This is a genomic window from Bacillus sp. FSL K6-3458 (assembly GCF_038005045.1).
GTDB classification, from domain to species: Bacteria; Bacillota; Bacilli; order Bacillales; family Bacillaceae; genus Bacillus; species Bacillus altitudinis.
This window is the reverse complement of record NZ_JBBOSI010000001.1, coordinates 1,972,187-1,992,405: the sequence shown is the minus strand read 5'-3', so window position 1 is coordinate 1,992,405 and position 20,219 is coordinate 1,972,187. Positions and strand designations below refer to the sequence as shown.

At 40.8% G+C, this 20,219-nt stretch carries 24 protein-coding genes; 1 reads left to right on the top strand and 23 read right to left on the bottom strand.

Features of this window, described 5'->3' with window-relative positions; genetic code table 11:
• Window positions 1-30: 30 nt before the first annotated feature.
• The 14 genes from hepT to MHH23_RS10640 form a co-directional block, all read right to left on the bottom strand.
• Window positions 31-993, bottom strand: coding sequence for a heptaprenyl diphosphate synthase component II (gene hepT / locus MHH23_RS10705; protein WP_340960141.1), 963 nt, complete (start codon window positions 991-993; stop codon window positions 31-33).
• Between the two features lie 24 nt (window positions 994-1,017).
• Window positions 1,018-1,722, bottom strand: a complete 705-nt coding sequence (locus MHH23_RS10700) for a demethylmenaquinone methyltransferase (protein WP_007500957.1) — start codon at window positions 1,720-1,722, stop codon at window positions 1,018-1,020.
• A 3-nt stretch (window positions 1,723-1,725) separates the two neighbouring features.
• Entirely contained in the window at window positions 1,726-2,493 is a 768-nt protein-coding gene (locus tag MHH23_RS10695; RefSeq protein WP_268431884.1) for a heptaprenyl diphosphate synthase component 1, read from the bottom strand.
• 115 nt (window positions 2,494-2,608) lie between these two features.
• Entirely contained in the window at window positions 2,609-2,839 is a 231-nt protein-coding gene (mtrB, locus tag MHH23_RS10690; RefSeq protein ID WP_008344541.1) for a trp RNA-binding attenuation protein MtrB, read from the bottom strand.
• Window positions 2,840-2,862: 23 nt separating this feature from the next.
• Window positions 2,863-3,432 carry a GTP cyclohydrolase I FolE gene (gene folE, locus MHH23_RS10685; RefSeq protein ID WP_003215789.1) on the bottom strand — a complete coding sequence of 190 codons (570 nt, stop codon included), beginning with the start codon at window positions 3,430-3,432 and terminating at the stop codon, window positions 2,863-2,865.
• Between the two features lie 190 nt (window positions 3,433-3,622).
• A complete protein-coding gene (gene hbs / locus MHH23_RS10680) occupies window positions 3,623-3,901 on the bottom strand; it encodes a non-specific DNA-binding protein Hbs (RefSeq protein ID WP_003215863.1) in 279 nt (92 codons plus the stop codon).
• A 374-nt stretch (window positions 3,902-4,275) separates the two neighbouring features.
• Window positions 4,276-5,754, bottom strand: coding sequence for a stage IV sporulation protein A (spoIVA, locus tag MHH23_RS10675; protein WP_008344534.1), 1,479 nt, complete (start codon window positions 5,752-5,754; stop codon window positions 4,276-4,278).
• A gap of 205 nt (window positions 5,755-5,959) precedes the next feature.
• Entirely contained in the window at window positions 5,960-6,685 is a 726-nt protein-coding gene (locus MHH23_RS10670) for a hypothetical protein (RefSeq protein ID WP_007500961.1), read from the bottom strand.
• Between the two features lie 18 nt (window positions 6,686-6,703).
• Entirely contained in the window at window positions 6,704-6,907 is a 204-nt protein-coding gene (locus MHH23_RS10665) for a DUF2768 domain-containing protein (RefSeq protein ID WP_024718503.1), read from the bottom strand.
• 266 nt (window positions 6,908-7,173) lie between these two features.
• Window positions 7,174-8,211: an NAD(P)H-dependent glycerol-3-phosphate dehydrogenase gene (locus tag MHH23_RS10660; protein ID WP_039165750.1), complete on the bottom strand. Its 1,038-nt coding sequence runs from the start codon at window positions 8,209-8,211 to the stop codon at window positions 7,174-7,176.
• Between the two features lie 14 nt (window positions 8,212-8,225).
• Window positions 8,226-9,536: a ribosome biogenesis GTPase Der gene (gene der / locus MHH23_RS10655; protein WP_008344528.1), complete on the bottom strand. Its 1,311-nt coding sequence runs from the start codon at window positions 9,534-9,536 to the stop codon at window positions 8,226-8,228.
• Window positions 9,537-9,695: 159 nt separating this feature from the next.
• Window positions 9,696-9,890 (bottom strand): capping complex subunit for YIEGIA, encoded by a 195-nt coding sequence (locus MHH23_RS10650; protein WP_008344527.1) that lies wholly within the window; start codon window positions 9,888-9,890, stop codon window positions 9,696-9,698.
• A 6-nt stretch (window positions 9,891-9,896) separates the two neighbouring features.
• Window positions 9,897-10,781, bottom strand: coding sequence for a YIEGIA family protein (locus MHH23_RS10645; protein ID WP_007500964.1), 885 nt, complete (start codon window positions 10,779-10,781; stop codon window positions 9,897-9,899).
• A complete protein-coding gene (locus MHH23_RS10640) occupies window positions 10,778-11,371 on the bottom strand; it encodes a YphA family membrane protein (RefSeq protein ID WP_418202139.1) in 594 nt (197 codons plus the stop codon). The genes MHH23_RS10645 and MHH23_RS10640 overlap by 4 nt, the downstream gene beginning before the upstream one ends.
• Before the next feature lie 127 nt (window positions 11,372-11,498).
• On the opposite strand from MHH23_RS10640, the gene MHH23_RS10635 reads away from it, so the two are divergent.
• On the top strand, window positions 11,499-11,630 hold the full coding sequence (locus tag MHH23_RS10635) for a YpzI family protein (protein WP_008344525.1): 132 nt from the start codon (window positions 11,499-11,501) through the stop codon (window positions 11,628-11,630).
• A 175-nt stretch (window positions 11,631-11,805) separates the two neighbouring features.
• Here the strand turns inward: MHH23_RS10635 and fni are convergent, their stop codons facing one another.
• The 9 genes from fni to MHH23_RS10590 form a co-directional block, all read right to left on the bottom strand.
• Window positions 11,806-12,873, bottom strand: coding sequence for a type 2 isopentenyl-diphosphate Delta-isomerase (fni, locus tag MHH23_RS10630; protein WP_340959471.1), 1,068 nt, complete (start codon window positions 12,871-12,873; stop codon window positions 11,806-11,808).
• Between the two features lie 14 nt (window positions 12,874-12,887).
• Window positions 12,888-14,039 (bottom strand): 30S ribosomal protein S1, encoded by a 1,152-nt coding sequence (gene rpsA / locus MHH23_RS10625; RefSeq protein ID WP_008344519.1) that lies wholly within the window; start codon window positions 14,037-14,039, stop codon window positions 12,888-12,890.
• A gap of 223 nt (window positions 14,040-14,262) precedes the next feature.
• On the bottom strand, window positions 14,263-14,940 hold the full coding sequence (gene cmk / locus MHH23_RS10620; RefSeq protein WP_017359766.1) for a (d)CMP kinase: 678 nt from the start codon (window positions 14,938-14,940) through the stop codon (window positions 14,263-14,265).
• 71 nt (window positions 14,941-15,011) lie between these two features.
• On the bottom strand, window positions 15,012-15,194 hold the full coding sequence (locus tag MHH23_RS10615) for a YpfB family protein (RefSeq protein WP_116307086.1): 183 nt from the start codon (window positions 15,192-15,194) through the stop codon (window positions 15,012-15,014).
• Between the two features lie 63 nt (window positions 15,195-15,257).
• Window positions 15,258-15,905, bottom strand: coding sequence for a flagellar brake protein (locus MHH23_RS10610; RefSeq protein ID WP_007500975.1), 648 nt, complete (start codon window positions 15,903-15,905; stop codon window positions 15,258-15,260).
• 102 nt (window positions 15,906-16,007) lie between these two features.
• Window positions 16,008-17,357 (bottom strand): germination protein YpeB, encoded by a 1,350-nt coding sequence (gene ypeB / locus MHH23_RS10605; RefSeq protein WP_008344510.1) that lies wholly within the window; start codon window positions 17,355-17,357, stop codon window positions 16,008-16,010.
• Between the two features lie 16 nt (window positions 17,358-17,373).
• On the bottom strand, window positions 17,374-18,285 hold the full coding sequence (gene sleB / locus MHH23_RS10600) for a spore cortex-lytic enzyme (protein WP_041091660.1): 912 nt from the start codon (window positions 18,283-18,285) through the stop codon (window positions 17,374-17,376).
• Between the two features lie 132 nt (window positions 18,286-18,417).
• On the bottom strand, window positions 18,418-19,074 hold the full coding sequence (gene prsW / locus MHH23_RS10595) for a glutamic-type intramembrane protease PrsW (RefSeq protein ID WP_008344507.1): 657 nt from the start codon (window positions 19,072-19,074) through the stop codon (window positions 18,418-18,420).
• Between the two features lie 155 nt (window positions 19,075-19,229).
• Complete coding sequence (locus tag MHH23_RS10590) at window positions 19,230-20,201, bottom strand: YpdA family putative bacillithiol disulfide reductase (protein WP_024718498.1); 972 nt, start codon at window positions 20,199-20,201, stop codon at window positions 19,230-19,232.
• Between the last annotated feature and the right edge of the window lie 18 nt (window positions 20,202-20,219).

Here is a 20,219-nt window from a genome sequence, read left to right as displayed (position 1 = left end):
TCACAAAAAAACCAATCAACGAAACGTTGATCAGAATTTTCGTTTACCTATATATTTTGCAATCGACGCTAATGAAGATTTAGCCCGCCCGCGCGGAAGTTGATCGAGCTGTTCAAATGCTTTTTTCAAATACATTTCACTCACTCGAATGGAACGGTCGATCGCATCTGTTTGTTTGAGATGTTCAATCACAGGTTTCAGCTGCTTTTCCGTCGTTTCACTATTGATCAGCTTCAACTGACCTTCTAACGTCGGGTTCTGAAGCGCGTATAAAACGGGAAGAGTGACATTTCCTTGTAAAAGGTCCCCGCCAACAGGTTTGCCTAATTCTTCTTCAGTTGATGTAAAATCAAGGACATCATCAATGATCTGGTACGACATACCAACATAGTACCCAAACCAGTAAAGGGCTTTATGTGTTTTTTCATCTGTTCCAGCTGCAATCGCACCTAATTGGCAGCTGCCTGCAATAAGCAAGGCTGTTTTTCGTTTAATTCTTCTTAAATATGTACGAAGGTTTTGGTCCATGTTGTATTTATCTTTGACTTGTTCTATTTCCCCAAGACAGAGCTCGACGACCATTTTTGACAAAATTTCATGTGCCATTAGGTGATTGATTTTCGTCATGTACTCGAGTGACCTTGCAAATAAGTAATCCCCCGTGTACATCGCAATTCTGTTGTCCCATTTTGCTTTAATCGTCGGTTTTCCTCTTCTCAGTTCTGCATCATCAATGACATCGTCATGGACAAGTGATGCCATATGAATTAATTCAAGCGCTACGGCTACATATTTAATTTTATTAATATCATAGTCACCAAACATGCCTGAAAGGAGAACAAAAACGGGGCGGATTCGTTTTCCGCCCGCTTGCAGCAAATGAAGACCGGCTTCACTTAATAATGCATAATCAGAGCGAACGGTTTGTTCAAGCTCTTTTTCAATTATATCGATATCATGATTTAGAAAAGAAATCATTGCTTTTAGTTTCATTATTTTCACCCAAATATCGTTTATTCAAAGCTTCTTTCCGATATGTGTTGCTGCTACACCGCCTGTAAATGGATGATACGAGACATCAGACAGACCGGCCTCTTCAAAAAGAGACGCCAGTTCTTTCATGCCAGGGAACGTTTTGGCTGATTCTTGAAGCCATGAATACTCCTGATAGCTTTTGGCAAACAGCTTGCCAAAGAGCGGCATGATGTATTTGAAATAGACATAATATCCTTGTTTAAACCCAATCATCTCAGGCTGTGATGTTTCAAGGCAGACAACCATTCCACCGGGTTTTACCACTCGTGTCATTTCCTTTAGCACTGTTAAGTAATCAGGGACATTTCGAAGGCCAAAACCGATTGTGACATAATCAAATGAGTTGTCCTCAAAAGGAAGCTCCATTGCATTGCCGTGGAGCAGCTCAATTTGATTGTAGCCGCCTGTTTTCACCTTCGTTTCGCCAACACTCAGCATATTTTTACTGAAGTCAAGGCCTTTGACCTCGCCTGTTTCTCCAACAGCGTCTGCAAGTGCAATCGTCCAATCGGCAGTTCCGCAACATACATCTAGCGCTTTGGCTCCTTTTTGAACATTCATGAGCTTCATTGTTTTATCGCGCCATTTTTTATGCTGTTTAAAGCTAATGACAGAGTTCATTTGGTCATAGTTTTTATAAATTTTTTCAAATACACCGTGTACTCGCTGTTCTTTTGATTGCTGCATGACTTACCCTTCTTCCACTTTCTGATGGTACGCAGGTTCATTTTTCATATGATCCAAGCGATTTAATAGCTCTTTTTGAACGATCGGAGATGAAACTAGATGCTCCTTGATTGATCGTTTGGCCTTTTTATAGCCTTCACTTTCAAAGTTGTCAAAACATGTATAGGCGTCCGTATAGCTATCGTTCAAAAAAAGTTTTAAATGTTTGTCGTCTTCTGCTTGTTTCATAAAACGTTTATAAACAAGGAAGCGACTTGCAATTTCATTCCAATGCGTCAATTGAAAGTGCTCAGAAATTCTTTGGAATAGCGCAGATTCTACTGTAGCAACACTTTTATAAAAGTGGGCTGCATCTTGAATGGATCGATCATATAGTCTAATTTTATGTTCATTAATCTCTTTGATCGCCGTGGCGAGAGTACGGATCATGTAAATATCTTTCATGTCAGAGAGAAGAGAGTAATAGAGACCGCTGAAATAGTCTCCTGCTAGGATGGTCAACTGACGATTTTTGAACTCGTCTTGTTTGATGGCTGCAGCAGTTGTGACTTCGTCATGGGTATCAAGGGCAATTTGCACAAGCATCGCCGTTAAAATATAATTTTCTTTTTTCTCAGCATCGATTTGAGCTTCATCAAACATTGCATGAAAAAGAAGGAGCTTATCTTCATCGATGAGCGGCGCACGCAAATGCTTCGCCAAATAAGGATGAGAAAGCTTTTTGTTTAATTTTATATTCAGATTAGATAAAATTCCGTAGATGTCTTGCAAAGATATCACCCTTGTCCCAAAAATTACAGTTTCATATGTAGCTCTCTACATTGTATAGAGATTTATTATACCATATCAGGCCTGACTTTCATGCTATCAAGTGCATGGTCGTGCGTTATTTCTTTGCTTCGCTTTGAATTTCACCGAAGCTTGTTTGAATGACAGCATCGCCTCGCACTTTGATGGCTGATGTGTGCTCAGTAAATTGTGCGATAATGACTTCACCTTTATCGAGCTTTTCGGAATGGTGAAATCTTGTATCGGAACCTCTAGTTAAGCCGATCACATTGACACCATTATCAATGGCTTTAATCACCACAAAATCAGATGCTTTATTTTCACTCAATCTGTTCACCTTCCATCTATGGATTAGTCGTTTTTAATAAATGAAAGCACTTCTGCTCTTGCTGCCGCATCATTTGCAAATGTACCGCGTACGGCTGAAGTGACGGTTTTAGCGCCGGGTTTCTTCACTCCGCGCATCGTCATACACATATGCTCTGCTTCAACGACAATCATCACACCATGTGGATTTAAAGTTTCCACCATACTATCTGCAATCGTTGATGTAATGCGCTCCTGAAGCTGCGGGCGCTTTGCCACGGCTTCTACTGCTCTCGCCAGCTTGCTGAGTCCCGTTACTTTTCCGCCGCGCGGAATATAAGCGACATGGGCTTTGCCATAGAATGGCACAAGATGGTGTTCACACATTGAATGAAAAGCAATATCTTTCACAAGAACAAGTTCTTCATGATCTTCACCAAAAATGGTTTTAAAATGTTCTTTTGGATCTTCATTTAATCCCGAGAACACTTCTTCATACATTTTTGCTACTCGTTTTGGGGTATCAAGAAGTCCCTCACGATCTGGATCTTCTCCGATTGCTTTTAATATATCGCGTACCGCGTGTTCGATTAATTCTTTATTTATTTCACTCATGTATTATATCCTCCAAAGGCGATTACATTTCATTCAGATTCTAGCACACTTCAGATCCTAAAAGCAAAGGAGAGCGTTCTAAACAAACCATTTGATTCAAAAGGAAAAGCCCCTTATCAAAGGGGCTTTTCTAGACCAGTGTGAAACTGTATATGTATAACTCCTTCAATAGGATCATTACACATAACGATTATTTACCTGCCACCGCGTCTTTAAGTGCTTTACCTGGTTTGAAAGCAGGTACTTTGCTTGCAGGGATTTCGATCTCTGCACCAGTTTGTGGGTTACGTCCTTTACGAGCTGAACGCTCACGTACTTCAAAGTTACCAAAACCAATAAGTTGGATTTTGTCACCATTTTTAAGTGCATCTAAAATTGTATCAAAAACAGAATCAACTGCTTTTGTCGCGTCTTTTTTAGATAACTCGCTTGCTTCAGCAACCGCGTTAATAAGTTCTGTCTTGTTCATGCCTTTCACCTCCTCCCAAAAATATGCATTCAATAGATTGTTATCATTTCTTCACAATTCATCTTCTTTCTATACACTTTTTTTGAAAAAAAGAGCGTCTAGAAAGCGTCATACATGGCTTTTCATTAGAAAACTTCTCTTTGAAGGAATGTTTGTCCAACAAAGTGAAGATTTTCTGTAAGTAGATTAACACATATGAAATACCATATCAAGCATTTTAAAGGGAAGAATCCTTATTCGTCAAGGATTAAGGGCACTTTTGCGAACGAATATTCCTAATTTCAGCCTGAATCTGACTAATCTTTATACAATTGTCTTTTTATGACTTCACCCGCACGCAAAAAAAGACCCCCATCAATGAGAGGTCTCACATCCTATAGAATAATCGCGATCAGACCGCCTGATCCTTCGTTAATAATTCGTTCAAGCGTTTCCTTTAGTTTATACCTTGCATTTTCCGGCATCAGCGAGAGTTTTGCTTGAATGCCTTCTCTGACAAGCGAGCTGAGTGAGCGTCCAAATATATCGGAATTCCAGATAGAAAGCGGATCATCCTCAAAGTCTTGCATTAAGTATCGGACGAGCTCTTCACTTTGTTTTTCTGTTCCGATAATCGGCGCAAACTCACTTTCTACATCTACCTTAATCATATGAATAGATGGCGCGACTGCTTTTAATCTGACGCCGAATCTTGATCCTTGCCTAATGATTTCCGGCTCATCTAAACTCATATCCGACAAAGCTGGTGCCGCAATTCCATAACCAGTCTGCTTCACCATTTTTAAAGCGTCAGACACTTGATCATACTCCGTTTTCGCATGTGCAAAATCTTGCATGAGCTCAAGAAGGTGATCTTTGCCCCTAATTTCCACACCAACCACTTCTTTTAGGATATGATCATATAGATCATCCGGCGCATACAGATCAATTTCTGCGATCCCCTGACCCATTTCAATGCCCGCTAAGCCCGCTCTTTCGATAAAATCGAATTCACTGAACTGACCTACCACTCGGTCAACATCTCTTAATCTCTTAATATCCTTGACGGTTTCTTTCACTGAATCCTGATAACTCTCTCTTAGCCAATGATCTTCTTTTAGTACCATGACCCAGCTTGGCAGGTTCACATTCACCTCAAGCACTGGGAATTCATATAATGCTTCACGAAGTACACTGAGGACGTCTTGTTCTCTCATACTTTCGACACTCATCGCGAGTACAGGAATATCATATTTTTGACTAAGTTCCTGCCGCAGTGCTTCTGTTTCAGGGTGATAAGGTCTCACAGAGTTGATCACCATAATAAACGGCTTTCCAACTTCTTTGAGTTCGTCAATGACACGTTCTTCTGATTCAATATAGTCATGTCTTGGGATTTCCCCAATAGATCCATCTGTTGTAATCACAACACCAATGGTTGAATGCTCTTGAATGACCTTGCGTGTACCAATTTCCGCTGCTTCATGAAACGGGATTGGCTCTTCATACCACGGCGTATTAATCATTCTCGGACCATTTTCATCTTCATATCCGCGTGCACCAGGCACGGTGTAGCCTACACAATCGACAAGCCTAATGTTGACATCCAGGCCGTCACTCACGTGAATGGATGCCGCTTGATTTGGCACAAATTTTGGCTCTGTGGTCATAATGGTTTTTCCTGCTGCGCTTTGCGGCAATTCATCCTGTGCTCTTGCACGGTCTGCCTCATTATTGATATTCGGGAGCACCACGAGCTCCATAAACTTTTTAATAAACGTAGATTTCCCTGTACGAACAGCTCCAACGACTCCTAAATATATATCGCCTCCTGTTCGTTCAGCGATATCCTTGAAAATATCGACTTTTTCCAAGTGATCCCCTCCCGGACTTGCTATCCTCGTTTTCAAATAAAATACTCTATACTTCAATCAAACGGTGCTTGAAAGGTGTCAGGACAATATATGTGTATGACGTTGTCCTATTTGAATATGACACCTTTTTTGTTTTGAGAGTATGTTTAGCCATAAAAAAACCTTTCTCCTCATTTATATGCAGAGGAGAAAGGTTCATTCTTGTTTATGACGTCTTTTTTTCTAAAAAAGCCGGCTCACCTTTTTTGTTGATCGTATATGGAACAGAAAACGCTGGTACAAACGGGGTTTCCTGCCAATAGACATCTTGAATATTTTCACCTGGTTTCAGCTTTTGTTTCGTATTTTTCAAAATCTGGGCAAAATCACTGCGATAGTCAACATAGATTTCGCCATTTGAGGAAATCAGTAATGGAAGTGATTCACCCGTGACAGGGCTCGTCACTGTAGGCGGTGCTTTTAACCCTAGTTTTTTTTCATTTAACGTATATAAATCTTTGGATACTACTTTGCCATATGGCGGATATGTATGTTCATCTTGATATATTTTGATCCTTAGACGTAATTCACTGATCGTTTGTGTCATTTTGACATCAAGCAGTTTCACCGTTGGGTTTTGTTCGACGTCTGTGAGGACATAGATATATTCGCCCCCGCCTTCAAAAGATGTCGACGGTACATCGTGTAAATATCTTGGTGACAGACGCTTAAAGTCAATGACATACTTCTGATAAATAGGTGTGTCGCCTTCTTTTGTTTCAATCGGTAAAAGGCCATTTGTCGCTTTTTGAAAATCTTCAATCGCTGTCTGCACACTTTGCAGCTGCTCTTTATATGGCACGCGGTTTTCAGCTTTGCGATTCTCTGGATAGAGGCACCCCGTAAGTAAAATAAGTGTTAACAGCATGACACTGATTTTTGCTTTGATCATCACATTCTTCCTTTTTCTTTATTCATTGACCGGCCCGCTAACTACAACTAAAAACACAATGATACCTGATATGAGCATTAAGCTGTACGCGACAGTTGAGGCTGTTATTTTCAGAAATCGGCTCTTCAGCTTAAACCTACTCAGATAAATGGTTACAACGGCTAAAAACATGAGCCCCATTGAACCAAGCGCAAACCACATCTTGATTAAAGCAAAACTCATCGTGCCTGTCCCCCTTTAATATAAACGAATTGTAAGCGTTTATATTTCATTCTAAACCAAAATTAAGTAAAATATCAATCATTTTTCCAATCATTCAGAAAAAAGTGAATAAAAAAACTGAAGCAAAGAGGGGGACTCTGCTTCAGTCATTAGGTCGACTATTTTTCCTCATTCTGTAGAGGCAAAGCTCTATTCAAACTTCATTGTTATGTTATGCAAGTCTTTCCCTTCTTGCATCCTCTACACGCCTAAGTTCAGTCTTCCAATTACTTTGTTTGGTTTTCGAACATGTTCACAAGGTCTTCCATCTCATGTGTTTTCACACGTGCCATTAAGGATTCTACAGCATCGTCAACCTTTTTCCCTTCAAATAGGACGCCGTAAAGAGCCTCTGTAATCGGCATGCTGACCTTGTATTCTTTGGAGAGCTGATAAGCGCCTTTTGTTGTGCGGACGCCTTCGACAACCATCCCCATTTTTTCAAGCACTTCTTCGAGCTTATATCCTTTACCGAGTAAATTCCCGCAGCGCCAGTTACGCGAATGAACACTTGTACATGTGACAATCAAATCTCCAACACCTGTTAATCCGGCAAACGTAAGAGGGTTTCCTCCCATTTTTGTGCCGAGGCGGGCGATTTCAGCAAGACCCCTTGTGATGAGCGCTGCTTTCGCATTATCGCCATATCCGAGTCCGTCTGTGATCCCTGCCGCAAGAGCGATGATGTTTTTCAGCGCCCCGCCAATTTCCACCCCAATCACATCAGGGTTGGTGTACACTCTAAAATTATTGTTCATGAACAAATCTTGAACAAATTGAGCTGCTTCAATATTTTCTGACGAGACAGTCACAGTTGTCGGATGACGCAAGCCAACTTCTTCAGCGTGACTTGGTCCTGACAGGACAACCACTGCTTCCCTTTTCGCTTCTGGGACTTCTTGTTCAATCATTTGAGAAATTCTAAGAAGCGTATCTGGTTCAATTCCTTTACTGACATGAACAAATGGCACCTTTGACGTAATGAACTCATTGGCCTGTTTCAATACTTCTCGAATAGCCTTTGTTGGCACAGCGACAATAATCGCATCTGTCCCTTCTAGTGCCTGTTTCATATCTGTTGTCGCTTGAATAGACGCTGGCAATGCAACATTAGGCAAGTAATCATGATTTTCATGTTTCTCGTTGATTTGATCAATTAATTCTTGTCTATGTCCCCACATGTGTACATCATGATGATTATCAGCTAATACAAGCGCAAGAGCTGTTCCCCAGCTCCCTGCTCCAAGTACTGAAATTTTCTTCATCCTGCTCACCCTTTTTATTTTCTCGCTCTCGCAAATATTTTAATTGGTGTTCCTTCAAAACCAAATGCATCTCGAATTCGGTTTTCTAGGAAACGCTCATAAGAAAAGTGCATAAGTTCTGGATCATTTACAAACACAACAAAGGACGGCGGTTTGATCGCCACTTGTGTTGCATAGTAAATTTTCAGACGCTGTCCGTTATGGGTCGGCGTTGGGTTCATTGCTACGGCATCCATGATAATATCGTTTAGAATGTTAGTTTGAACGCGCATCGCATGATTTTCACTAGCGGTAATGATTGTTGGCATTAACGTGTGAATTCTCTTTTTCGTAAGAGCAGACATGAATAAGACAGGTGCATAATCAAGGAATTGAAAATGCTCGCGAATGTTTTGCTCAAATTCCTTCATTGTACGCTCGTCTTTTTCAACAGCATCCCACTTGTTCACAATGATCACAACGGCTTTACCCGCTTCGTGTGCGTAGCCGGCAATACGTTTATCCTGTTCAATAATGCCTTCTTCACCATCAAGAACAACAGCGACAACATCCGATCGATCAATGGCTTTCAACGCACGGAGTACACTGTATTTCTCTGTTGTTTCATATACTTTCCCTTTTTTTCTCATACCGGCTGTGTCGACAATGACAAAGTCACGTTGATTGTACGTAAACATTGTATCTACAGCGTCTCTTGTTGTACCAGCGATGTTGCTGACAATGACACGTTCTTCACCGAGCATCGCATTCACCAAAGAGGATTTCCCTACATTTGGGCGGCCGATTAAGCAGAACTGGACCACTTCTTCATCATACTGTGTATCTGGTAAGTTTTTGAAATGCTCTGCGACAGCATCAAGCAGATCACCTAGACCGAGCCCGTGCGTTCCAGAAATCGGATACGGTTCGCCAAATCCAAGTGCATAAAAGTCATACACGTCGCTTCTCATTTCAGGGTTGTCCAATTTATTGACAGCAAGTACGACAGGTTTTTTTGTGCGATATAAAATTTTTGCGACTTCTTCATCCGCAGATGTGACGCCATCTCTTCCATTGACCATAAAGATAATAACATCCGCTTCATCCATTGCGATTTCAGCCTGATGGCGAATTTGCGCCAAAAACGGCTCATCTCCAATATCAATTCCACCAGTATCTATTAAATTAAAGTCATAATTTAACCATTCAGCAGAGCTATAGATTCGATCTCTTGTTACACCAGGTGTGTCTTCTACAATCGATATTCTTTCGCCTGCGATTCGATTAAAAATTGTAGATTTTCCAACGTTGGGCCTTCCAACAATGGCTACGACAGGTTTACCCATAGTACCCTTCCTTTCAATCCAGCCGCGATTCAATATGTTCATCATCATGTTTCAACCGGGATTTATAATTTTCATTCAGTTTTATGAAATAAACCCTTCAAACATGAAGGGTTCAACTTATATATTATATCAATTTTTAATCAGACCACAATGAATAACTTAAAAATGTTTGACGATCAAGTAAAGATCTTCTCCGATGCCGTGTGCAATTCCATCTAAAATGGCCTCTAAATTCATGGCATACATGTCGAGCTCTTCTTTATTTTCACAGAAAAAAACAGCTGTTCCGCCAATGACCCGCTCTTTATTTGTTGTCGCCACAGCCAATATAAATTGTTCAATGGTGTTCGCCATGCCCTATTACCTCACTTTCTTTTTAATGAAATCTGTCGGCATTCTAATGGCATTTTCTAAAATAGGCACCTCTTCTAATACACGGACAGCTAAATCTTCACGCTGCCATTGCGGTAAAATGAATACGCCAAGTGTGCCATTATTCAGATCACGTTTTGCGAGCGGACAAAGCGATGGTTCACCAGAATCTCGGTATACACCAAGCACGTTGGATAAATCAAATAAGATAGCTTGCCGCTGCCCAAGGTTTGCGATGGTTGTGGCCGAGTTAAAATTCTTCGGAGTCAAGATGAACCCCATTCCATGCTCTAAAATCAATTTTTGCTTTTCAGGCAGCCCGATATTCATAATGTAAATATCATTTACGTAAAGTCCTGCGCCGTCAAAACGCAGTTCCCCTTTTTGAATATTCACGATATCCTTTAATTGGCTCCCTGACATTAATAGTTTTGCCATGAAAAAACAAAGAATACCGACCACGGTCCCAACGACGAGCGAAAAGAAAATACAGGCGGTCGTTGTAATAAGGGCAGTAAGAATGGCAATATAATTTCGACTTTCAAAGGCGATCGCAATGCCTTCGATATATGTACTGCCTCGTGAGACAAGCTCATACGAATCCATTTGGGTCAATGTATTTCTTTCCATATTACGCACATCACGAAATTGCGTGGCTGCAAGCGTCAGAAAGGTAATTGCAGTGAATTCTTCCTGGATCAGCGCAGGCATAATAATAGCACCAAGCCCTGATGCGATAAAACCTAGCGCAATGTGAATCACTTGTCCATGAATATATGTGGGATATTGCCGATAATCAGTTCTTAACATATAAAGCCTAGCCGCCATCCCAAAGATGACACCAATAATCACAGGAAACGTGTAATCCGTCATGTTGATTTTGCAGCCCCTTTTACTGGTTTTCTAGATGAACGGGTGTTCAAGAGTTTTTCAAGCTGACCTACACCTAATAGAAAGACAGCTCCTTGAACAGCCATGGAAAGAAACGAGAGATCTCCTATGACAATGGAAGATGTGAGGCGATGAATCGTAAGCGCATAAAGGGCTTCCCCCAGACATATAGCCATCATCCATAAAGTGATCCGTTCCGTTAACTGATGCCCATATGTTAAACACATCAAGATCAGCAAGGCAAATACAACCCAGTCCACCTTTATTATCGTGAACCAAACTGGATCATATAATGCAAAAATCATAAAAAAGGCATACGCACTGACCATGGAACCTAATTGCATGATTCGCATAATTCGATGAGCAGGCCGAAAGATCACGAATGACATGCAAGCATATAAAAAGGTCATCAAAAATCCTGCATTGATCCTAATGTCCAAAATAGAAACCATGACATGACTGCATATAATATGAATGAGAACACATACGCCCAGCACATTGCGCCACGTGCTTTTCTCCATGATAAATGTCACCATAATCCAAACGAACCATATTGACCAATAATAGTACAATGCCTCCAACCCTCATCACCTCAATTACATTATGGGAAAATCTCCAGTTTTTAAACGTATGAGAAGGTGCGGGATTTGCATGAAATAAACAAGAGGTGACACCCTAATAATTGAGGAGGGATGTATGATGGGTAAGGATAGACAGGAAAAACGCCTAAAGGCGTCAAGAAGAGTTGAATCTGATCGCGATCAATCCATTCATCACAAAGGGGCAACAACTTTAGAAGGCCCGGAAGACGCTCGCAAAAGAAATCAATAAAAAAAGACATGTGATTACCACATGTCTCAGCGTGCAGACAAACCCTCGCATTCAGTGTCAGTCCTGCGCATTGGTGCTCACGAATGTCAAATTCGCTCCGCAAAAAGTAGCTTTCTTTCATAGACAAAAAAAGTTTTCTTTCACGCTGAAAAGAAGACAAAGGGCTACATTTCATTTAGTCCTTTGTCTTCTTATTTCTTAAACTATAGTACGTAGTATCCACGCCTCTTTCTTTCAGCCAATGACTTGTTTCCCCTGTAAGCACAATCGGAGCTTGCCTTAGCTCCTCAATTGTTTTCATGCCAAGTACTGTCATCAACATCTTCACATCATCTTGTAGATCAATGATATCAGAGATGAGGCCCTTTTCTCCTCCACTCGTCAGGGATTTTAAGAAAAAGCCGGCTAATCCAACGGCAGACGCACCAAGAGCAATTGATTTTGTCACATCAAGTGCATCTTGAATGCCTCCAGAAGCTAGGACGGTTTGATCTGGAAAGGCTGTATGTACTTCAGCCAGACTCGCTGCAGTTGGAATTCCCCACTGGTCAAAATAGCGAAGTGCTTTTTGACGGCGCAGGTTCTCGATTTTAGAAAAATTCGTTCCCCCAAATCCACCTACATCAACAGCAGCAACTCCAGCATCAAATAATTTCTTTGCTGTTTCCTTACTCATCCCAAATCCAACTTCTTTGACGACAACAGGCACCTCAATTGATTCAGCAATGGCTGAGATCCGCTCAACAGCACCTCTGAAATCACGATCTCCTTCAGGCATGACAATCTCTTGAATCACGTTTAAGTGAATTTGAAGCATGTTTGCCCCCAGCATGTCAACGGCATCCCGTGCTTGCTGAATTGTCGCCTCACTGCCCAAATTGGCAAAAACGAGTCCATCTGGATTCATCTTTCGAACCACTTCATACGTACGACGTTCGTCTGCATCTTTCAGTGCAGCCATTTGTGATCCGACTGCTACTGGAATATTGGTTTCCTTCGCTGCGATAGATAAAGAGCGATTAATCTCATAGGTCGATTCTCCGCCTCCACCAGTCATTGCATTGATAAAAATTGGCGAACCGAAAGTCAGTCCGCCAATTGTCGTATGTGTATCAATTTGTGATGTCGCAAGATCTGGTAAACTGGCGTGAACGAAGGAAACATCTTGTAAACCTGTTGCTGCATGCTGGCCAGTCGACAAAGCATGCTCAATATGCTGTTTCTTTCTTTCTGCTCGCGTCAATTTTGATCACCAAATTATTTTAGTTTATTGAGTTTATCACCAATCAGGTCACCAAGCTGGAATCCGCTTGTATTTTCTTCTTTCGCCTGATATTGACGGTAATCCTCTTCGATTTGTTTTTCAGGATTCTCTTCTAATTCACGAATGCTAAGTGAAATGCGCTCTTCATCTTCATTGACATCAAGCACTTTCACTTTCACAGTCTGCCCTTCTTCAAGGACTTCTTGAGGAGTACCGATATGTTTGTGTGAAATTTGGGAAATATGCACAAGTCCTTCTACACCTGGCAGAATTTCAACAAATGCTCCAAAGCTCACAAGACGTTGAACGGTTCCTTCGAGAACATCACCTTGTTTTACCTTTTCACCAATTTGGCTCCAAGGTCCTGGTAATGTTTCTTTAATAGATAGTGAGATACGTTCGTTATCGCGGTCAACAGCAAGTACTTTGACTTTCACTTCCTGTCCTTCTTCAACAACGTCAGATGGCTTTTCGACATGCGCATGGGATAGTTGAGAAATGTGAACTAATCCATCAATGCCGCCAATGTCAACAAATGCACCAAAGTCAGTCAGGCGCTGCACTTTTCCATCAATCACACTGCCTACTGCAAGCTTTTGCAGGAAGTCTTGCTTCTTGTCTAATTGTTCTTGCTCAACGACTGCACGATGCGATAGAATCACGCGGTTTTTTTCGCGGTCAAGCTCTACCACAACAAGCGAGAGTGTTTTTCCTTTGTAGTCAGTGAAGTCTTCTACATAGTGTGCCTCAACAAGAGACGCAGGAATAAATCCGCGAACACCAATGTCGACCACTAGACCACCTTTGACAACGTCTTTTACTTCTGCTTCAAATACTTCTTTTGTTTCAAACTTTTTCTCTAGGTCTTCCCAAGCGCGGTCTGCATCAACAGCACGTTTCGATAAAATCAAAGCATCGTCTTCGACCTTTGTTACTTTAAGCTCTAACTCGTCGCCATCTTTCACGACATCTGATGCTTTTTCAACGTGAAGACTTGATAATTCACTGATTGGGATGATCCCAGGTTGTTTCACATTGACGATATCTACATTGACATGCTTGTCCTCAACTTTAGAAACAATCCCTTTCACTACATCTCCAACCTCTGGTACCTGAACATCGATTTGATTCATTTCCTCTGTCATTTCGATAACCTCCTTGGTCCAAACCTACACAGCTTAGTTAAAACGACTGGGTGAATATGTGTCCTTAGCATGATGATTGCCAGCCGAATATGTATTATAGAAACATTCAAATCAACAGAATTGCTTGAATGATCAATAAAAATAGTATTAGTATAAACTTCTAATAAAAGACCTTGTTTGTCAAGAGATAAACCTCTAACTTATAAAAGTTTTCTAAAATTTCTTACTGTTTTTCTACACGCTCTGCTGCATCTAAAATTTTACCTGCAACCTCTTGAATAGAAAGGGAAGTCGTGTCAATTTCGATGGCATCATCTGCTTTCTTCAGCGGTGATACCTCCCGCTCAGAATCAAGCTTGTCACGTCTTGCAATCTCTTCGATCAGCTGATCGTAGTTGACATCATAGCCTTTTTTCTGATTTTCTTCAAAACGACGTTTTGCTCTTTCCTCTACTGACGCAAGCAAGAAAATTTTCACTTCTGCATCTGGAAGAACATGCGTGCCAATGTCTCTTCCATCCATGACGACACCGCCTCGGTTCCCCAGCTCTTGCTGCCTGCGGACCATTTCTTCCCTAACAGCTCGATGCTTTGCAACAACAGAGACTTGATTGCTTACGCGGTCTGTTCTGATATCTTCTGTGACATCGATCGTGTCTAAATGTACTTTTTGACCTTCGTCAGTTGACACAAGTTCAATGACTGTGTTTTTCAATAACGCATCAAGTGCCTGTTCGTCTTCAAGGTCTACGCCTTGATTGAGTGCTGCAAGTGTAATTGCGCGGTACATCGCACCTGTATCGATATAAATATATGATTTTTTCGCTGCGACAATTTTTGCCACAGTGCTTTTTCCTGCTGCAGCAGGACCGTCAATTGCGATAGATAATTTCTTTTTCATAATACCTCTCCTTGATTGAATCTCCCTTATGAATTGTAACACGATCACCGCTCAAACGGGGGAATTTTCTATCAATCCTTTTGCTTAAATGTCTCAATCCAATCTTCAATGCTCATGTTATTCACACCCTCGTATTGTACGACTTTTGACAAAAATAGTTCTCCTTTCGTCAAGTGAAGGGTGACCTGAACCGCCAAAAGCAGAATGAGCTGAATGAGCACTGCTTTGAATAGACATCTTTCCATTGTTTTCATACAAAAAGCCTCCAACGCTAGATTCTTTCTCTCTAGTATGGAAGCTTTTGACAACCTTTATTCTTATACTTTTTTCACACGTGTTAGAAGCTGCTGCTGGAAACAATACTTCATGATGTGTTGCTGGTGGTCGTTTGTGATTTCAGTAAATTCCATGATCGCTCTTGTTTTCCCCGTCTGTTCATCTTGATAAACACGATTCATTTCTGCAATCGCTTTAATTTTCACTGGTTCTTTAAGTGAAAGTTCAAACTCTGTGACGACCTCGCCATATTCTTTTAGTGAGACACCTTCTGGAACAGCAATTGCTACACCGCCAGCACTCATATTGACAATAAATGTGTCGAAGGTTTCTTCACCATTTTGCGTAATGGACGCTTTCACCATCGTATCCACTCGAAGATATTCTCTTCGCTGAAGCCGAATCATTTCTTCTTTTGGCGGAATCGAAACGACAATCATCGGGATATCTTCTTTTCTTTTCCCAATGACTTTGCTTGTACATTTGTATGGAATTTGATTTTCATCGAAAAAGAAGACGGTGATTTCTGTTTCTTGATTTAAATAGATCGTGCGCCCCGTTTCTTTATCAGCTGGATAATTAATGCAAATATCATCGTTATTATTTTCCAAAACTTTCGATTTTGCAGTTTTTACTTCTTTGTTCTCATTGACATACTCAATTGTGATTGCATCCCCTATTTGTAACATTCCTCATCACTCTTTTCATCTGTGAAATCGTATCCTCTCTTATATTAAACCATGTATAAAACAAAAGGAAAAGGCTTATTCGCCTTTTCCTCGCTCCCTTTTCTATAGGTCTTTATATATAGGTTCTGCATTTTTTAGTTTATCTACTCTTTCTTCTTTTCCAGTATCTGCATTAATAAACATTCGGTACGTGTCGTTTTTAATGGTTCCTAAAAACTCATAGCAGAGAACTTCCTCTGACATATCATTTTGAACAAGAGCTACATGTGTATCCTCGATCTTCACATGTTTATTTAAGGTCTTTTCAGCTTCTTTTCGAGAAATCTTTGGTGCTTTTATGTCACGTTTTCTGTGATTCATTAAATAGTCTTTCGCTGAGAATCCCACAACCTCACCATCATCTAAAGCGACTTTCATTCGAATACTATCTGGATAAAGCAATACGTTATTCTGTAAAGGTACATAGGTAAATACGCCGATATTATCAAATTGCGCACTCTCATCTAAATGAAATGATTCAGTATCGAATCCATGCTTCTTTAAGAAACTTAGTGCTTTTTCTGAGGCATCATTTAAACTGATTTTTTGTTTTTTCACTTCACGGTTCTGAAGAAGATAGACAGGATGGCCGCCTTTTTCAGTCAAGTCTAAATAAAAGTTTGCCCGGTTGTCTGGGTCAGACATTGACAGGCTGTAGACATCACGGTTCGTTTTACTCCCACTTTTTCTCACCTTAAAATCTTTGTTATGGTCAGGCGCAAATTGCTGGGCTATGCGAATCGCTTCTTTTTTTGAAATCTTTTGCCCTTTTAAGTGATTGTAGCCTTGCGTTTCTGATTCAGTTGACACATTTGTAGGGCCAAGATCAACATCTGCAAACGCATCAGCATTTCTTTCAACGGTTTTTAATCCGTCAATGATGGTGTTGTCGTTTTTTCGATCTCCATCAGCCAGTGCCATTTCAACATCCATCCATTTTAAATTTTTGTTGAGTACGAGATGCTGCACTTGTCTAAGTTCGTTTTGAATATCTGCCGCTTGATCATATAAAGTGGTAATGGTTTTGTGTGTATCTTTGTTTAATGGTTCATCTGATAAAGATTTAAGTGACGATTTGTAGCTAAAGTCACCGACGTTCGCTAGAAACTCTTCTGTTTTGTTAAAAGGCATCAATGTGAGCGGAAGCTGACTGACATTGTTATGCGCTTCTGATGACATTCTCCATACATCTGCCAGTGCTGGAGATATAGATGTTTGGCTATTCATCGCAAGTGTTGCGCCAAGTTTATCGTGCAGCTGATCGACTTGATATGTTAAATCATGGAAGGCTCTTTGATAGTTGTTCTCTGCATGAAGCAGTACTGCATCTTTTTCTTGATGCTCTTTATAGCCCCAGTATCCTGTTGAGATGACAGCAATTCCTAAAATAGCAATCAATATTCCTCTGATCATTTATTTACACCTCTTTTTATTCACAGAAAATATGTTTCCCGATTCGTTTAATTTGTGGTCTTCCCCAAATCCATGGGCTTGTTGCTGTATCAGGATTAAAGTAATAAACGGCGCTTTCAGATGGGTCCCAGCCATTAATGGCATCAAATACTGCCTTTTTAGCGGTTTCATTTGGTGCCATATAAAATTGTCCATCTGCTACAGCAGTAAACGCAAGCGGTTCAAAAATGACACCAGCAATCGTGTTTGGAAAGGTCGGGTTGTTTAAACGGTTTAAGATGACGGCTGCGATCGCTACCTGTCCTTCATAAGGTTCACCTCTCGCTTCACTATAAACAGCTTGTGAAAGAAGCTGAATGTCATTGCTTGAAAAACCACCTGGCATGTTGGCTGCTGTTTGTTTCGGCGTTTGATTTGCTTGACCATTTCCTGACTGCTTTCCAGACGAGCTGTTTCCTCCGCTTTGACTTTTTTGATTCTCTTTTGCACCTTGTGCTGTCTTTTTTTGCGTGTTTCTTTGCGCAGGAGCCTTTGTTTGCTGATCAAGAGGTTTCCCGCCATAATGCGTAAACTGATTCCCTTTTTGCAGCTGTTGCTGCACAAACTCTTTATAGTATTTCGTCTTTTGAACTAATAGGTTTTTTGTTTTTTCCCCTACGAGTCCATCGACTTTCTTTACACCAAACTGGCTTTGAAAATTGCGCACGGCCCAGTAAGTTCCCCAGCCATACACCCCGTCTATTTTTCCATTGTAAAAACCATTGTATTGGAGCCTTGCCTGGAGCTCGACGACATCTTCTCCTGTAGCTCCCCGCTGAATCACTTGATTCGTGAAAGCTTCACTTTTTTCAGCTGTCATCAATGAAGACGCGAGCAGAACAATTGAGAAGATAAGGACGATTTGTTTCATGAAACGAGCTTTGTCCATATTTGATCCTCCTGTACTTTTGATGTTTGAATATATGTTTCTTCCGATCCCTATTTTTATACATTCATCACAGGAGGGAATTGGATGGAAAAGACAAAAAACGCCCTAAAGACGTATAGGACGTTTTCCAATTTAAATTTGTACCATCTTCACCGCACGGGCTTTTTTGGCTTTCCGCAGACCAAACCACCATAAAAAAATCATGAACGGCAACATAATATATCCCCAATTTTTCATGCCGAGAAGAATGAAGTCATATAAGCCATGAAAAAGGATAGGAAGTATTAAAGAGAGAATCAGCCATTTTCGCTGCTCTTTTTTATCAGAGAAGCGAGCTTTACCTATATAAAATCCCATCACCACACCAAATAAAGCATGGCTTGATACAGGCAGCAAGGCACGTGTAAACGCGTACTCTACCCCATGACCCACTAAGTACAAAATATTTTCAAGTGTCGCAAATCCAAGCGAGACACTTGTTCCATAGACAATCCCGTCATAGTGTTCATCAAACTGTACATGCGCATAGACACTGACCATTAAAATAAACCACTTTAATGATTCTTCTAAAAAACCCGATGTCACAAATGAAATCACGATAGGATTCGTGGCGATATTTTCCTCTTGGAGGACATACTGAATAAACATGGTTGGAAACACAAGTATGACACCTAGCATAAAAGATCTGATGACCATATGAACCGGCTCATTGTCGTATTGATCTTTCAAATAAAAATAACTTAAAAGTGCGATGCCGGGAGCTAAACCTGCTGAAATGATTGCGATCATAATCAGACCTCTTTCCCTACATTATCCTTTATTATCGTACCACGAATCACCCCTTTTTTATATGACTCGAGCCCATTTTCCCAAAAATAATCTTCTATATAATCCCAATTTACATAAAAAAGAACTGAATCCCTTAGAAGGACCCAGTTCTTTTTTTACCCGTTGATTCTTTTGTTGATTTCTTCTGCAATTAACCCGCCATGAAATCTTCCATTTTCAATGAAAATTTCGTTGGCGTTGTTACCAGCTGCAATGACCCCTGCAATGAAAATACCTTCTACATTTGTTTCCATTGTTTGTTCATCAAATGCTGGGCGGCCTGATTCTGGATCGATTGTTACACCCATTTTTTCTAAAAATGAATGATCAGGATGATAACCTGTCATCGCAAACACATAATCACTTTTCACTCGATCCGTTTGGCCCTGCTGGTTTGTAAAGACAATATCCTGTTCTGTGATTTCCTTCACCTCTGCACCGAACTCCATTCGAATGGTGCCATTTCGAACAAGCGCTTCAAACTCTGGTAAAATCCAAGGTTTGATGCTGGATGAATATTCAGTTCCTCTATATAAAACCGTCACCCTGCTTCCGCATTTCACAAGTTCCAGGGCAGCATCAACACTAGAGTTCTTCCCGCCGATCACCGTCACATCTTTATCAAAGTAGGGGTGTCCTTCTTTAAAATAATGATACACATGAGGAAGGTCTTCCCCTTTTACATTCATATAGTTAGGATGATCATAGTAGCCAGTTGCAATCACAACATAGTCACATGTATAGTCGTCTTTTGATGTATTTACCGTAAAACGGCCATCTTTTTTCGTCACAGCGTTTACCTTTTCAAAAGCATTCACACGAAGGCTTTTTCGCCTGACCACCTCTCGGTAATAGGAAAGCGCCTGAATACGAACGGGTTTCCGATTTTCAGTAATAAAAGCGACGTCACCGATCTCAAGCTTTTCACTTGTACTGAAGAAGGTTTGGTGTGTAGGGTAATGATAAATACTGTTGACCACATTGCCCTTTTCAATCACAAGTGCATCAATCCCAATTTGCTTGAATGCAATGGCAGCTGATAGACCGCACGGGCCGCCTCCTATTATGATCGCTTTTTCTTGTTTCATTTGTTCCACTCCTGTCGT

Bases quoted from the DNA above. Each gene is read 5' to 3' on its own strand.
- hepT (WP_340960141.1), bottom strand. From the start codon at position 993: ATGAAACTAAAAGCAATGATTTCTTTTCTAAATCATGATATCGATATA.
- MHH23_RS10700 (WP_007500957.1), bottom strand. From the start codon at position 1,722: ATGCAGCAATCAAAAGAACAGCGAGTACACGGTGTATTTGAAAAAATT.
- folE (WP_003215789.1), bottom strand. From the start codon at position 3,432: ATGAGTGAAATAAATAAAGAATTAATCGAACACGCGGTACGCGATATA.
- hbs (WP_003215863.1), bottom strand. From the start codon at position 3,901: ATGAACAAGACAGAACTTATTAACGCGGTTGCTGAAGCAAGCGAGTTA.
- MHH23_RS10670 (WP_007500961.1), bottom strand. From the start codon at position 6,685: ATGATCAAAGCAAAAATCAGTGTCATGCTGTTAACACTTATTTTACTT.
- MHH23_RS10665 (WP_024718503.1), bottom strand. From the start codon at position 6,907: ATGAGTTTTGCTTTAATCAAGATGTGGTTTGCGCTTGGTTCAATGGGG.
- MHH23_RS10660 (WP_039165750.1), bottom strand. From the start codon at position 8,211: ATGAAGAAAATTTCAGTACTTGGAGCAGGGAGCTGGGGAACAGCTCTT.
- der (WP_008344528.1), bottom strand. From the start codon at position 9,536: ATGGGTAAACCTGTCGTAGCCATTGTTGGAAGGCCCAACGTTGGAAAA.
- MHH23_RS10650 (WP_008344527.1), bottom strand. From the start codon at position 9,890: ATGGCGAACACCATTGAACAATTTATATTGGCTGTGGCGACAACAAAT.
- MHH23_RS10645 (WP_007500964.1), bottom strand. From the start codon at position 10,781: ATGACGGATTACACGTTTCCTGTGATTATTGGTGTCATCTTTGGGATG.
- MHH23_RS10635 (WP_008344525.1), top strand. From the start codon at position 11,499: ATGGGTAAGGATAGACAGGAAAAACGCCTAAAGGCGTCAAGAAGAGTT.
- rpsA (WP_008344519.1), bottom strand. From the start codon at position 14,039: ATGACAGAGGAAATGAATCAAATCGATGTTCAGGTACCAGAGGTTGGA.
- cmk (WP_017359766.1), bottom strand. From the start codon at position 14,940: ATGAAAAAGAAATTATCTATCGCAATTGACGGTCCTGCTGCAGCAGGA.
- MHH23_RS10615 (WP_116307086.1), bottom strand. From the start codon at position 15,194: ATGAAAACAATGGAAAGATGTCTATTCAAAGCAGTGCTCATTCAGCTC.
- MHH23_RS10610 (WP_007500975.1), bottom strand. From the start codon at position 15,905: ATGTTACAAATAGGGGATGCAATCACAATTGAGTATGTCAATGAGAAC.
- ypeB (WP_008344510.1), bottom strand. From the start codon at position 17,357: ATGATCAGAGGAATATTGATTGCTATTTTAGGAATTGCTGTCATCTCA.
- sleB (WP_041091660.1), bottom strand. From the start codon at position 18,285: ATGGACAAAGCTCGTTTCATGAAACAAATCGTCCTTATCTTCTCAATT.
- prsW (WP_008344507.1), bottom strand. From the start codon at position 19,074: ATGATCGCAATCATTTCAGCAGGTTTAGCTCCCGGCATCGCACTTTTA.
- MHH23_RS10590 (WP_024718498.1), bottom strand. From the start codon at position 20,201: ATGAAACAAGAAAAAGCGATCATAATAGGAGGCGGCCCGTGCGGTCTA.